Annotated in this window: 16 protein-coding genes; 8 read left to right on the plus strand and 8 right to left on the minus strand. The window is 46.6% G+C overall.

The genetic code is table 11. The features are described 5' to 3' along the window. Window positions 1–11: 11 nt before the first annotated feature. On the plus strand, window positions 12–740 hold the full coding sequence (srfAD, locus tag BFW96_RS14750) for a surfactin biosynthesis thioesterase SrfAD (RefSeq protein ID WP_040084195.1): 729 nt from the start codon (window positions 12–14) through the stop codon (window positions 738–740). A 100-nt stretch (window positions 741–840) separates the two neighbouring features. Continuing rightward, window positions 841–2,067: an MFS transporter gene (locus BFW96_RS14755; protein WP_069839834.1), complete on the plus strand. Its 1,227-nt coding sequence runs from the start codon at window positions 841–843 to the stop codon at window positions 2,065–2,067. Window positions 2,068–2,081: 14 nt separating this feature from the next. Here BFW96_RS14755 and BFW96_RS14760 read toward each other — a convergent pair whose 3' ends face one another. Both BFW96_RS14760 and BFW96_RS14765 read right to left on the minus strand, forming a co-directional pair. Beyond that, window positions 2,082–2,639, minus strand: coding sequence for a YcxB family protein (locus tag BFW96_RS14760; RefSeq protein WP_069839835.1), 558 nt, complete (start codon window positions 2,637–2,639; stop codon window positions 2,082–2,084). A 53-nt stretch (window positions 2,640–2,692) separates the two neighbouring features. Then, window positions 2,693–3,631, minus strand: a complete 939-nt coding sequence (locus BFW96_RS14765; RefSeq protein ID WP_069839836.1) for a DMT family transporter — start codon at window positions 3,629–3,631, stop codon at window positions 2,693–2,695. Window positions 3,632–3,754: 123 nt separating this feature from the next. Between BFW96_RS14765 and BFW96_RS14770 the strand changes: the two genes are divergently transcribed. Then, window positions 3,755–5,089, plus strand: a complete 1,335-nt coding sequence (locus BFW96_RS14770) for an aminotransferase-like domain-containing protein (protein WP_069839837.1) — start codon at window positions 3,755–3,757, stop codon at window positions 5,087–5,089. Here BFW96_RS14770 and BFW96_RS14775 read toward each other — a convergent pair. The 6 genes from BFW96_RS14775 to bsdA form a co-directional block, all read right to left on the minus strand. Beyond that, window positions 5,084–5,758 (minus strand): 4'-phosphopantetheinyl transferase, encoded by a 675-nt coding sequence (locus BFW96_RS14775; protein ID WP_069839838.1) that lies wholly within the window; start codon window positions 5,756–5,758, stop codon window positions 5,084–5,086. The genes BFW96_RS14770 and BFW96_RS14775 overlap by 6 nt on opposite strands. Before the next feature lie 103 nt (window positions 5,759–5,861). After that, window positions 5,862–6,509: a YczE/YyaS/YitT family protein gene (locus tag BFW96_RS14780; protein WP_069839839.1), complete on the minus strand. Its 648-nt coding sequence runs from the start codon at window positions 6,507–6,509 to the stop codon at window positions 5,862–5,864. Window positions 6,510–6,828: 319 nt separating this feature from the next. Next, window positions 6,829–7,572 (minus strand): cystine ABC transporter ATP-binding protein TcyC, encoded by a 744-nt coding sequence (gene tcyC, locus BFW96_RS14785; RefSeq protein ID WP_003246629.1) that lies wholly within the window; start codon window positions 7,570–7,572, stop codon window positions 6,829–6,831. A gap of 13 nt (window positions 7,573–7,585) precedes the next feature. Further along, window positions 7,586–8,290, minus strand: coding sequence for a cystine ABC transporter permease TcyB (gene tcyB, locus BFW96_RS14790; protein WP_014662754.1), 705 nt, complete (start codon window positions 8,288–8,290; stop codon window positions 7,586–7,588). Continuing rightward, window positions 8,277–9,083, minus strand: a complete 807-nt coding sequence (gene tcyA, locus BFW96_RS14795; RefSeq protein ID WP_069839840.1) for a cystine ABC transporter substrate-binding lipoprotein TcyA — start codon at window positions 9,081–9,083, stop codon at window positions 8,277–8,279. Before tcyA ends, tcyB begins: the two co-directional genes overlap by 14 nt. 115 nt (window positions 9,084–9,198) lie before the next feature. Beyond that, the gene (bsdA, locus tag BFW96_RS14800) at window positions 9,199–10,071 is read right to left on the minus strand and encodes a transcriptional regulator BsdA (RefSeq protein WP_069839841.1); all 873 of its coding nucleotides are present in this window, start codon (window positions 10,069–10,071) and stop codon (window positions 9,199–9,201) included. Between the two features lie 89 nt (window positions 10,072–10,160). Here bsdA and BFW96_RS14805 point away from each other — a divergent pair, with 89 nt between their 5' ends. The 5 genes from BFW96_RS14805 to BFW96_RS14825 all read left to right on the plus strand — a co-directional run bounded on the left by BFW96_RS14805 (window position 10,161) and on the right by BFW96_RS14825 (window position 13,814). Continuing rightward, entirely contained in the window at window positions 10,161–10,775 is a 615-nt protein-coding gene (locus BFW96_RS14805) for a non-oxidative hydroxyarylic acid decarboxylases subunit B (protein ID WP_069839842.1), read from the plus strand. A 2-nt stretch (window positions 10,776–10,777) separates the two neighbouring features. Beyond that, on the plus strand, window positions 10,778–12,199 hold the full coding sequence (gene bsdC, locus BFW96_RS14810) for a phenolic acid decarboxylase BsdC (protein ID WP_069839843.1): 1,422 nt from the start codon (window positions 10,778–10,780) through the stop codon (window positions 12,197–12,199). 16 nt (window positions 12,200–12,215) lie between these two features. Beyond that, complete coding sequence (bsdD, locus tag BFW96_RS14815) at window positions 12,216–12,443, plus strand: phenolic acid decarboxylase subunit BsdD (RefSeq protein WP_019257455.1); 228 nt, start codon at window positions 12,216–12,218, stop codon at window positions 12,441–12,443. Then, window positions 12,440–12,904, plus strand: a complete 465-nt coding sequence (locus tag BFW96_RS14820) for a pyridoxamine 5'-phosphate oxidase family protein (RefSeq protein ID WP_069839844.1) — start codon at window positions 12,440–12,442, stop codon at window positions 12,902–12,904. Before bsdD ends, BFW96_RS14820 begins: the two co-directional genes overlap by 4 nt. A gap of 64 nt (window positions 12,905–12,968) precedes the next feature. Beyond that, a complete protein-coding gene (locus BFW96_RS14825) occupies window positions 12,969–13,814 on the plus strand; it encodes an alpha/beta fold hydrolase (RefSeq protein ID WP_069839845.1) in 846 nt (281 codons plus the stop codon). Window positions 13,815–13,845 lie beyond the last annotated feature (31 nt).

The raw sequence follows: 13,845 nt of genomic DNA on the forward strand, positions 1-13,845 counted from the left end.
GGAGACAGCCAATGAGCCAACTCTTCAAATCATTTGATGCGTCGGAAAAAACGCAGCTCATCTGTTTTCCGTTTGCCGGCGGCTACTCAGCGTCGTTTCGCCCTCTCCATGCTTTTTTGCAGGGGGAGTGTGAGATGCTTGCTGCTGAGCCGCCGGGACACGGCACGAATCAAACGACAGCCATTGAGGATCTCGAAGAGCTGACGGATTTGTACAAGCAAGAACTGAACCTGGGCCCTGATCGGCCGTTTGTGCTGTTCGGACACAGTATGGGCGGCATGATCACCTTCAGGCTGGCGCAAAAGCTTGAGCGGGAAGGCATCTTTCCACAGGCCGTTATCATTTCTGCGATACAGCCGCCTCATATTCAGCGGAAGAAAGTGTCCCATCTGCCTGATGATCAATTCCTTGATCATATTATCAAATTAGGCGGAATGCCCGCAGAGCTTGTTGAAAATAAGGAGGTCATGTCCTTTTTCCTGCCTTCCTTCCGATCGGACTACCGGGCGCTTGAACAATTTGTGCTTCACGATCTGGCCCAGATCCAATCGCCTGTTCATGTCTTTAACGGGCTTGATGATAAAAAATGCATTCGAGATGCGGAAGGCTGGAAGAAGTGGGCAAAAGACATCACATTCCATCAATTTGACGGCGGCCACATGTTCCTGCTGTCACAAACGGAAGAAGTCGCAGAACGGATTTTTGCAATCTTGAATCAGCATCCGATCATTCAATCGTGATCAAAAGCGGACAGCTCAGGCTGTTCCGCTTTTTTAGTGTGGAATGTCAATTTTTGCATGGTATAATAGTCGAAATACTCAAATAAAGGCGGGTCAAAACATGCGCACGTCTCCCAGGATGAAATGGTTTGTATTGCTGTTTACGTTTGTTTTCGCCATCGGAATGAACTCATTCAGAAACTCCTTTCAATTTTTTATGCTTCCAATGGCGGATGCCTTCCATGCCGACAGGTCGCTGATCTCGGTTTCTGTCAGCATTTTTATGATCACAACCGGCATCGTCCAGTTTTTTGTCGGTTTTTTTATCGACCGGTTCAGTGTCAGAAAAATTATGGCGCTGGGGGCTGTTTGCATCAGCGCTAGCTTTTTGGTGCTTCCGTATTCACCAAATGTTCATGTGTTTTCCGCTATTTACGGTGTGCTTGGCGGGATCGGCTATTCCTGTGCGGTCGGCGTGACAACCCAGTATTTCATCAGCCGCTGGTTTGACACACACAAAGGTCTGGCGCTTGCTATTTTGACCAATGCCAACTCTGCGGGCTTGCTGCTTCTCTCGCCCATTTGGGCAGCGGCTCCGTACCATGCCGGCTGGCAGATCACCTATACCATTTTGGGAATCGTCATGGCGGCTGTTCTGCTGCCGCTCCTCGCCTTCGGGATGAAGCACCCGCCACATGCACAAGTGCAGTCAGTGAAAAAATCTTATGACTGGCGGGGATTTTGGAACTTGATGAAGCAGTCTCGCCTCATTCATATCCTGTACTTCGGGGTGTTTACTTGCGGATTTACGATGGGAATCATTGATGCTCACCTCGTCCCGATACTGAAGGATGCGCATGTCTCTCATGTTAACGGAATGATGGCCGCGTTCGGGGCGTTTATTATCATTGGCGGATTATTAGCGGGCTGGCTGTCAGATCTCCTCGGCAGCAGAAGCATCATGCTATCCATCTTATTTTTCATCCGGCTGCTCAGCCTGATTTGCCTGCTCATCCCCATTCTCGGAATTCATCACAGCGAACTTTGGTATTTTGGCTTTATCCTGTTATTTGGACTCAGTTACACAGGCGTGATCCCGCTGACCGCGGCGTCAATTTCAGAAAGCTATCAAACAGGATTGATAGGTTCGCTGTTAGGCATCAATTTCTTTATCCATCAGGTTGCCGGGGCTCTCAGTGTGTATACGGGCGGTTTGTTTTTTGACATGACTCATGATTATCTGCTGATTGTTGCTGTGTGTATCGTGTTTGTGGGTGTATCGGCTGTAATAGAGCTTGTGCCGTTTTTCGATAAACAAAAGGCAAAAGAAACACATCAATCAATATAAAAGGACCGGCACTATCAATGCCGATCCTTTTTAAATTTGAGTTTTTTTGTTTCGGAATTTTTAAGGATAATCTCCTTGAATCTGTTCATCTCCACTTCGGAATGAAAAAAATGTTTTGGTATCGCAATATATTGGCTGCTGGATGTATTGATGCGGAAGATATTCTTATATTCGAAAACAGCTGTGAGTTCATTCCAATTGAAAATGAGGTCATATTTTTTAGAACTTATACGAATTCCTTCTTGATTCACAGTATATGTTCTTTTGGATTTCATCCGTTCGTTCCTCTTGTATGCTCTGGAAAACTTCACATATAGAAGAAGGAGGAGCAGCAGTGTAAACAGAACGGACATCACGATAATCAACATACTGTTCATAAACAAGTTAAGCGCGTCACTGCCATAAACGATACGGGGCCATCCGTTAATGAAGTTAACTGCAGCAAATATGGCGCAACACAACAGAAAGTAAAAGCATGACATTTTTGCGATTTGATAAAAAAAGATTTCTCTTACATCCTTAAAAGTGATTTCTCCTGGAAGAATGATACTTTCACTAGCATATTGAATCATACGGTAAACCTACACCTCTAACCATGTTTTTCCTTTCAGTCTAGCATAATTTCTCATTTTTTTGCAGGCATACCAGAGCGCTTTGTTTTTTTCTGCAGATCGGTATTGCTCCCCAGCACGCCAATCATAATACAAACTGCTCCGGCAAAGTGATACCAGGCAAGGCTTTCGTTTAGAATCACCACTCCTGCAATCATCGTTACGATAGTAGATACATGATTAAAAGCACTCATTTTAAACGCCTCAATCCGTGACAGCGTATAGTTAGACAAGAATGAAGTGACAAGTGAAGACAGCACGCCCAAATACAAAATAGAGAGAACGAAGCCGGGCTCCTGGAATGGCTGAAAATAAGTGCCGACAGTTCCCGCCGCTCCGTGGCGCACAAGGGCAATGGCGTTGAAGACGACAAAGCCGATGGCAGACATGATGTAGGTAAGCTCGGTCAGCTTGAACCGCTGCGTCATTTTTCTGGCAGCGGTATTGTACATCGCTGAAGACAAGGCGGACAACAGTATCAGCAAAGACCCTTTTAAGCTGGCTGATTCCACGTCAACGCCTTTCATCACAAAAATAAACATGACACCGGCAACGGATAAAACCGTGAACCCCTTTTGCATCCACGTCGGGCGTTCCTTTAAAACATAAGCGGCAAACACCATCGTGAAAATCGGAATGGCTGCCTGAATAACCCCCGCTTCAGATGAGGACGAGTACACAAGGCCGAATGCCTGAAAGCTGAAAAATAGCGCGGGATACAGCAGGGCGAGCGGCAAAATGGCAATGACGTCCTTTACGCGGATTGAAAGCTTTACCCAGCCGAATAAGACAGGTACAGTGGCCGCAGCAAACGCAATGGTGAACCGGTGCGCCAGAATATCAAACGGCTCTGCTGTTTGCAGTGCGATTTTTACGAATAGAAAGGATAAACCGATAATAACCGAATATAAAACAGCCGCTATATAAGCGGAGGCTTGCTGATGTTTAACCATAATGGGAGGTGCTCCTTTACCTGAATTGCAGCGCCGGTCGCTCCCTTTATTGTATGGCCGCGGTCAGCACGGTACAATGAGAAAAACAATGAACTGTACCGGTACAAAACAGGAGGAGAAGACATGGAGAAATATATGTGTCTATTAACGAGGATAGAGGAGATGATGCAAAGCACCGCCTATCAAGAAGGAGACAGGCTTCCATCTATCCGTCAGCTGTCCGCCCGCCACCAAGTCAGCAAAAGCACAGTGATCCGCGCACTGCAGGAGCTGGAAAAGCGCCACCTTATCTATTCCGTTCCGAAAAGCGGCTATTATATTGTGAAAAAGACAGGGAAATCAAAAAGCGGGCAGCCTGGCCCCATCGACTTTGCCACTTCTGCGCCGGATCCTGATGTGTTTCCGTATCTTGATTTTCAGCACTGCATCAACAAAGCGATTGATACATACAAAAACGATTTGTTTATTTATGGGACGCCAAAGGGGCTTCCATCACTCATCCGTGTACTCCGAAAGCTCTTGGCCAATCAGCAGGTATTTGCGGATGAACGGCACATTTTCATTACTTCAGGTGTCCAGCAGGCGTTATCCTTGCTTTGTGCCATGCCGTTTCCAAATGGGAAAGAGAAGATCGCCATTGAACAGCCGGGCTACCATTTGATGGTCGAACAGCTTGAGACGCTTGGAATTCCCGCCATCGGAGTGAAACGAACGGAAGAGGGGCTTAATTTAACCGAGGTTGAGCGGCTTTTTCAAACAGAATCGATCAAATTTTTTTACACGATGCCGCGCTTCCATAACCCGCTTGGCTGCTCTTTGTCAGAGCAAGAGAAACAAGAGCTTGTAAGACTGGCAGAAGCGTATGATGTCTATCTCGTTGAGGATGATTATCTTGGTGATCTTGAGGAAAATAAAAAGGCAGATCCGCTGCACGCATATGACCTGTCCTCACATGTCATATATTTAAAAAGCTTCTCGAAAATGATGTTTCCCGGCCTTCGCGTGGGGGCGGCTGTTTTGCCCGAAGCACTGACTGACACGTTTCATGCGTACAAAAAGCTGAACGACATCGACTGTTCGATGATTTCTCAAGCGGCATTGGAGATTTATCTGAAAAGCGGTATGTATGGCAGGCACAAGGAGAAAATCAGAGATTCCTATAAGGAGCGATCACTGAGGCTTCATCAAGCCATACAAACCCACAGGCAGCTGGGAAGCGGCCGCTTTACGTTTTCAGGCGGTCAGGCACCCTGTATGCACACCCATCTGGTGCTTCCTGTGGATCTACCGGCCTCAAGAGTGATTCATAGACTGAAAAAACAAGGGGTTCACCTTGAGGCGATAGACCGTCATTATTTATCAGGTTATCCAAAAGAAAATCTATTAAAAATCAATATATCCAATGTGAAAACGGAAGATATTGATCGCGGTGTCAAGCTGTTGATGAGCCATTTATAAAAGCTCTTCGTACGAGACCATTGTGATATCCTCGGGGAAATCAGGGTGCGCGGCGCATACAGCCATTTTGTAGCCGGGATCGACATCATACGTTTTGATATAGCAGGGGGAATGGCTGTCCGGAAGCTCAATGGATACTTCTCCGTCCTGATGCAGGCGCACTGAAAAGGAATCAAGCGGTAGTGATAACCCCTTGCCCTCCTGTTTGATAAAGCTTTCTTTCATTGACCATAGATGATAAAAATAGTCTGTTTGCTCGTCCTTGTTTTTGGCTAAAAGGTCGCTGTACTCTGTTTTTGAAAAGAAGCGCTTGGCGATCTCAAGGCTGATCGGTTTCATTTTTTCAATATCGATGCCGATGGGCTGTGAATCAAACGCACCAATGACCCAGCGGCCGGAATGAGAAATGTTGAAATGGGCGTCAGGAAGATCAGGGATGCAGGGCTTCCCGTATTCCTGCGTGCTAAAGCGGATATCAGATTTGTCCAACTGATACTGCCCGCTTATGACTGAACGAACAAGCACATCTCCCAGCAGGGTGCGGTGTGCATCTTCTTTATGATAAAATCTCCGGCATTTCTCCCGTTTTTCAGGCGATATGAAAGACATGAACCGTTCAGTCTCTTCCTGTGAAAGCGGGCGGTCCATATAAATTCCGTAAATCTTCATTCTAGGTCCTCCGTCTGCAAAAGATTGTCAAAACCATCCTATCATACATCAACAAGACTCATATAGAGGAGAAAATAAAAAACAAAGCCAAGACGGCTTTGTTTTAGTGTACAGGCGGAGATGCTTTCACAGCGGCTGTCCGCCTTGCCACGGCATAATTCAGCAGCTGGATTGACTGCGGCAATGAAAAGCGCAAAATGAGTCCGGTGAAGATGGCGGTCAAAATGGTGCCAAAACCGATCGGGCCGCCCATGCCCCATGCCGCAAATAAAATAGTTAATTCCATGCCGTTCCGCACCCATTGCACATTCCAGCCGGTTTTTTCTGTAATCAGCATCATCAGTGAATCACGCGGCCCCGCGCCAAGGCCTGCTGATACATAAACACCGACGCCGTAACCGATCAGCACCACGCCGAGAGAGAAGACGATGACGGAGCCCGTGTAGGTCGAGGGAGCAGGCAGAAGAAAATTGAAAAAGTCTATAAATACACCGATGAGCACCATATTCAGGATCGCTCCAATTTTTGGCCAAGCCCTCGTGAACAATGACGTTAATCCGACGATGAGCGCTCCAATAATGATGGACCACTGGCCGACGGTAAGCCCGTAGTGCTGAAACAGGCTGTAATGAAATGCATCCCACGGACTAATGCCGAGTGCTTTTCCTTCTATCGTCAGGGATACACCAAAAGCCAAAATGATCAAACCGGCAAAATAAAATGTCCAGCGCAGAACAAGTTCTTGCTTCACGTGAGGTCCCTTCTTTCGTAAAATCAGTCGATTGTCATTGTAGCACATCTGACAGAAGGGCGGAATAGGCGAAAGGGGCTCAACAAAAAAACAGGGCCGCCGCAGGCGCCCTGTTTCAGCGTGTTGGCAAACCCTTGCATTCGTTGTCAGGCCTGTGCTTCGGTGCTCACGAATTTAACATTCGCTGTGCTCCAATGCTCGCCCTTCCTAGACTTCAAAGGTTTTCAATCACGCTGAAAATCACAAAATCCTAAAACGAAAATCGTTTTAGGATTTTGTCAATAATCTGAAACAGGGCGCTGGCGCCCTGTTTTTCTTATTACAGCGGGTTCAAAATCCGGTTCAAGAACCGCTGTGTCCGTTCTTCTTTTGGTGCGGAGAAAATTTGCTCCGGCGGTCCCTGCTCCACGATTACACCGCCGTCGATGAAGATGACTTCATCGGCAACCTCCTGCGCGAACTTGATTTCGTGGGTCACCACGACCATGGTCCAGCCTTCATTGGCTAAGTCCTTGATAACCTTCAGCACCTCTCCGACGAGCTCCGGATCAAGCGCTGAGGTCGGTTCGTCAAACAGCATGAGCTCAGGCTGAATCGCCAGTGCGCGGGCGATGCCGACACGCTGCTGCTGGCCGCCGGAAAGCTGGAACGGATATAAATCCATTTTGTCCTTCAATCCGACTTTATCAAGAAGCTGGATCGCTTCTTTTCTGACTTCCTCTTTGTTCCGTTTTTGCACCTGAACAGGGCCCTCCATCACGTTTTCGAGGGCTGTGCGGTGCGGGAACAGGTGATACGCCTGAAACACCATTCCGGATTTTCGGCGAAGCTTTAGGATATCCGCCTGTTTCACCTTTTTGGAGAAATCGATGGAGAAATCATCAAATGCAAGCTCTCCGCGATTCGGGATCTCCAGCGCGTTCAGGCAGCGGAGCAGCGTCGTTTTCCCTGAACCTGAAGGCCCAAGTATGGCGATGACTTTTCCTTTTTCAATCTTCATATCTATCTTTTTTAAAATTTCATTTTCACCGAATGATTTGTTTAATCCTTTAACGGTAAGCATACTCGGAACCTCCTTATTTGGCCACGTAGCGGTCAAGACGCCGTTCGATGACATGCTGGACGAGTGAAAGCAGGAAGCAGATAATCCAATAAATAAAGGCTGCTTCAATATAGATCACTAAAATTTGATCAAGATTCCGCGCGCCGATTTCCTGGGCTTTTCTGAACAGCTCAGCGACCAGAATTTGAGAGGCGAGGGATGTATCTTTAATCAGGCTGATAAAAGTATTGGATAATGGCGGGATCGACACACGAAACGCCTGCGGCAGTATGACGCGGAACAGCGTTTTCTGATGTGTCATGCCGATTGTGTAGCCGGCCTCCCATTGCCCTTTCGGCACGGATAAAATAGATGCCCGGATGATTTCAGATGCATAGGCGCCGACGTTTAATGAAAAGGCGATAACTGCGCTTGGAAATGGATCTAATGTGATGTTAAAGGCCGGGAACAGATAGAAAATGATGAACAATTGAACGAGAAGAGGAGTGCCGCGTATTGCGGATACGTATACGCTGAACACCCATCTCAAAGGTCTCACTTTCGACATTCTGGCAAGCGCCGTAATCAGCGCCAGAATCATTCCAAATATAAAGGAAAGAATCGTAAGGGGAATCGTATAGTAGATTCCCCCTGAAAGTATCGGCCAGAATGACTGCTGCACCAGATCCCACGGGATCGCCGTGCCAAGCGTCAATGCCGGCAGATTATTTAGAAACATCTTCGCCGAACCATTTTTTAGAAATTTTAGAAAGAGTCCCGTCCTCTTTCATTTCTTTTAATGCTTTGTTGACTTGATCAACAACCTCGCCGCTTCCTTTACGGAACGTGAAATACGTTTCCTGCGGATCGCCTGTTTCAAACGCGATCTTCACGTTTTTGTTGCCGGATGTTTTTAAGTAGTTCAATACGGCAAGCTTATCGTTGTAGGTCATATCAACGCGGCCTTGCTGGATCATTTGGAGGGCCTGCGCCATGCCCTCAACGCCTTCTACTTTAGCGCCGGCATTCGTAGCTAATTTGTTGTAGTTGCTTGTCAGTGATTGAGCTGACGTTTTTCCTTTTACATCTGCTTCAGACTTAATATCGTTGTTGTCTTTTTTCGTTACGACAACGGCTCTTGATGTTGTGTATTTATCTGAGAAATCATATTGGTTTTCACGATCTGTTTTTCCGACTTGGTTGGCAACAACGTCAAACCGTTTGGAATTCAGGCCGGCAAACATGCTGTCCCATTGTGTTTCTTTAAAATCGACTTTAAGCCCGAGGCGTTTTGCGACTTCTGTGATGACTTCGACATCATAGCCAGTCAGCTTGTCAGTGTCTTTGTCGTGGTAAGTGAACGGCTCATATGTTCCTTCCGTTCCGACTGTGAGCACACCTTTTTTCTTGATTGAAGCCCAAAGATCGCCATCTTTGGCATTATCTTTTGACTGATTGTCATTTCCTGCTCCGCAAGCTGCAAGAGCTGCAATACTTACGACCATGAATAAAGCCAATAATGCTTTTTTCATCTTATTCCCCACTTTTCTGGTTGATTTTATTGAAATAAAAAATTAGCTTACAAATCTAAAGGATAACTTTTTTTTAGTATGAGTCAAGTATTTGGTTTTCATAAGACAAAATCTTTTAAAATAAATCCAAAAATTGCTGTGCCGGTTTAGGCAAATAACTGTCCGTTCTCCACATGACAGCCGGCGTCATAATGAAGGGATTATTTTCGATATGAACGGTGTGAACGTGATTTCGCATATGAACGGGAATCATTGTGACAGGCAGAATAGACGCGCCAAAACCGGATGACACGAGGCTGAGCAAAGTTGCAGAGTCATGGCATTCACAAACAATGCTCGGCTTCAGGTTCAAACGATGAAATTCATTCATGACCTGATTATAAACGCCTTTTCCGTTAACAGGCCGGAGTAGTATCAGCGGAAACGAAGGAATGTCCTCCATCTTAATCGTGTCTCCGCACGGATATCCGGCTTCATCTGAAAGCACGAGCACACATGGAATGTCATCAAGCTGCTTGAATTGTACTCTGTCACTTTTGATCAGTGTTGTCGTGACCGCCGCATCGATTTGCCGGCTTTCCAGCAGTTCCAACAGTGTCGCAGGCTCATTTTCCCAAATATTAAAGGTGAGATGGGGGTATCTCTCTTTGATCTGTGTGACTTTTTCAAGCATCAGAGCCGCGCAATAAATTGTTGAACCCACGGCAAGCGTGCCGGCTACCTCCTCCTTCAGCTCCTGTACCTCGATGACGGCATCTTCAAACCTATGCAAAATCTCTTTTGCTCTTTTCAGAAAAACAGTTCCTTCATATGTAAGCGTCATTTGTTTTTTCTTGTTCCGATCAAACAGAACAACACCAAGTTCGTCCTCCAGCTGTTTGAGCTGCCTGCTTAAAGGCGGCTGCGCCATGTGAAGCTTTTTGGCTGCGGACGTGATTTTCTGTTCTTGGGCAATGGTAATGAAGTATCGAAGCTGGCGAATGTCCAAAAGAAAGCGCCTCCTTAATATACCTTTTAAGTATTAAATATAGATTTTATAGATATTTTTCATATGGATATATCAGGAGTATGATTGAAATGAAAGCAGAATTCAAGCGTAAAGGAGGGGGCAAAGTGAAACTCGTTGTCGGAATGACAGGGGCAACAGGGGCGATTTTCGGGGTCAGGCTGCTGCAGTGGCTGAAGGCCGCCGAAGTGGAAACCCATCTCGTTGTGTCTCCTTGGGCGAACGTCACGATCAAACACGAAACAGGCTATACCTTACAGGAGGTAGAACAGCTGGTCACATACACTTACTCACATAAGGACCAGGCGGCAGCCATTTCAAGCGGATCGTTTGATACCGATGGAATGATCGTTGCGCCGTGCAGCATGAAATCTCTCGCAAGCATTCGCACCGGAATGGCGGATAATCTGCTGACACGTGCGGCGGATGTCATGCTCAAGGAGAGAAAAAAACTCGTCCTCTTAACGAGAGAGACGCCTTTGAACCAAATACATCTCGAAAATATGCTAGCGCTTACGAAAATGGGTACAATCATTCTTCCTCCGATGCCGGCATTTTATAATCAGCCGAGCAGCTTAGAGGAAATGGTTGACCATATTGTATTTAGAACGTTGGATCAATTCGGCATTCGCCTTCCTGAAGCGAAGCGCTGGAATGGGATTGAAAAACATAAAGGAGGAGCTTGATCATGGCTTATCAAGATTTCAGAGAATTTCTCGCAGCCCTCGAAAAAGAAGGACAGCTGCTTACAGTGAATGAAGAGGTAAAGCCGGAGCCTGATTTAGGGGCCGCCGCACGCGCAGCCAGCAACCTTGGCGATAAAAGCCCCGCGCTCTTATTTGACAACATTTATGGCTATCATAACGCGCGAATTGCGATGAATGTCATCGGCTCTTGGCCGAACCATGCAATGATGCTGGGCATGCCGAAAGACACACCGGTAAAAGAACAGTTTTTTGAATTCGCAAAGCGTTATGACCAGTTTCCGATGCCGGTCAAACGTGAGGAAACAGCGCCATTTCATGAAAATGAAATCACAAAAGATATCAATTTGTTCGATATACTGCCTCTTTTCAGAATTAACCAAGGTGATGGAGGCTACTATTTAGACAAAGCATGTGTCATTTCCCGTGATCTTGAAGACCCTGACAACTTCGGCAAACAAAATGTCGGCATTTACAGAATGCAGGTCAAAGGAAAAGACCGCCTCGGCATTCAGCCTGTCCCGCAGCACGATATTGCCATCCATTTGCGCCAAGCTGAAGAACGCGGCATCAATCTTCCAGTCACGATTGCGCTTGGCTGTGAGCCGGTTATTACAACAGCGGCATCGACTCCGCTTCTCTATGATCAATCAGAATACGAAATGGCAGGCGCGATTCAAGGCGAACCATATCGCATCGTCAAATCAAAGCTGTCTGATCTTGATGTTCCGTGGGGCGCTGAAGTGGTGCTTGAAGGTGAGATTATTGCCGGAGAGCGCGAATATGAAGGGCCGTTCGGTGAATTCACAGGCCATTATTCCGGCGGACGCAGCATGCCGATCATTAAAATTAAACGCGTCTATCACAGAAACAATCCGATCTTTGAACATTTATACTTAGGCATGCCTTGGACAGAATGCGATTACATGATCGGCATTAACACATGCGTGCCGCTTTATCAGCAGTTAAAAGAAGCGTATCCGAACGAAATTGTGGCAGTAAACGCCATGTACACACACGGTTTAATCGCGATTGTATCCACAAAAACCCGTTATGGCGGATTTGCGAAAGCGGTCGGCATGCGCGCATTGACCACACCGCACGGACTTGGCTACTGCAAAATGGTCATTGTTGTTGATGAGGATGTCGATCCATTCAACCTGCCGCAGGTCATGTGGGCGCTTTCGACCAAAATGCATCCGAAACACGATGCGGTCATCATTCCGGACTTATCTGTTCTGCCGCTTGATCCGGGATCTAATCCGTCAGGAATCACTCACAAAATGATTCTTGACGCGACTACACCGGTTGCGCCGGAAACAAGAGGCCACTATTCACAGCCGCTTGATTCTCCGCTTACAACGAAAGAATGGGAACAAAAACTAATGGATTTAATGAATAAATAAGGAAAGGATGTTCGAAATGCATACATGTCCTCGATGCGACTCAAAAAAGGGAGAAGTCATGAGCAAATCGCCTGTAGAAGGCGCATGGGAAGTTTATCAGTGCCAAACATGCTTTTTTACATGGAGATCCTGTGAACCGGAAAGCATTACAAATCCCGCGAAATACAATCCGGCGTTTAAAATTGATCCGAAGGAAACAGAAACAGCCATTGAAGTTCCGGCGGTGCCGGAACGAAAGGCTTGATCAGCGTGAACTGTCTATCAGACCGTCTTTTTGAACTGCTTGACGGGGATCGCCTAAATGAGAAGCAGCATGAGGCCTTCGTTCTGCAAACAGTATCAGAGGATGGCTGGCCGCATGCCGCTATGATCAGTGCGGGGGAAATGATCGCGCTGAACCGAACTGATATCCGAATCGCTCTGTGGAAAAACACAATGACTTCGGCCAATATCCTTCGCACAGGAAAAGCTCAGTTCACGGCATGGTGGAAGGGAGCCGCTTATTATGTAAAGCTTGAATGCACGCCTTTGCCGCCTTTGAAAGATGCCGAATATGATAGAGACCGTTTTTCCTGCCGGGTCGTTTCAGTGAAGGAAGACATTGCGAAATACGCTGATTTGACTTCTGGTGTTTGTATCCAGCTTCATAGCCCTGAAGAGGTGCTGAGCAGATGGAAAAAGACCCTGGAAGAAGTAAAACGGTAATATCGAGAGCCTGACGCCATGCGTCAGGCTTTTTTTATATAATGAAAACAAAGGGGGCGGAAAAATGGAACGTACGGGGATCTGTCACTCGGACGGTTTTGATTTAGCTTATCGAATTGAGGGCGAGGGCGCACCCATCCTTGTGATCGGGAGTGCGGTTTACTACCCGCGCCTTTTTTCCTCAGATATCAAACAGAAATATCAATGGATCTTTGTCGACCATAGGGGATTTGCTAAGCCTAAACGAGAGCTTCGTGAGGAGGATTCGAGGCTTGATGCCGTTTTGGCTGATATTGAAAGGATGAGAACATTTCTTCAGCTTGAGGATGTTATCATCCTGGGACATTCCGGGCATGCTTTTATGGCTTTAGAGTATGCCAGGACATATCCTGAACATGTCCGGAAGGTGGCGCTCTTCAATACTGCGCCTGATAACAGTGAAGAAAGACAACGAAAAAGTGAATCATTTTTTATGGAAACAGCCAGTCTTGAGAGAAAGAAACGATTTGAAAAAGATATCGCGAATTTGCCGCAGGACATTGAAAACGATCCTGAAAGACGCTTCGTACACATGTGTATTCGCGCTGAAGCGAAAAGCTTTTATCAAGAGCGGCCGCATGCAGCTGCTTTATGGGATGGCGTATTTACGAATATGCCGATCATGGATGAATTATGGGGGAATACATTTGCCCGGCTGAATCTCATTCAGCGGTTAGCTGATGTACAAGTGCCGGTGTACATCGGCTTAGGAAGATATGATTATTTGGTTGCGCCTGTTACGCTATGGGATACTGTTGACGATTTATATCCCCATGTGGAGAAGGTTATTTTTGAAAAGAGCGGCCATCAGCCGATGCTGGAAGAACCGCAAGCCTTCGAACAAAGCTTCAGGAAATGGCTTGATCAATAAAAAACAGCCCGCAGATCAACATCCGCGGGCT

Origin of the sequence: Bacillus sp. F56 (genome assembly GCF_001748205.1) — a bacterium.
Lineage (GTDB): Bacteria > Bacillota > Bacilli > Bacillales > Bacillaceae > Bacillus > Bacillus stercoris.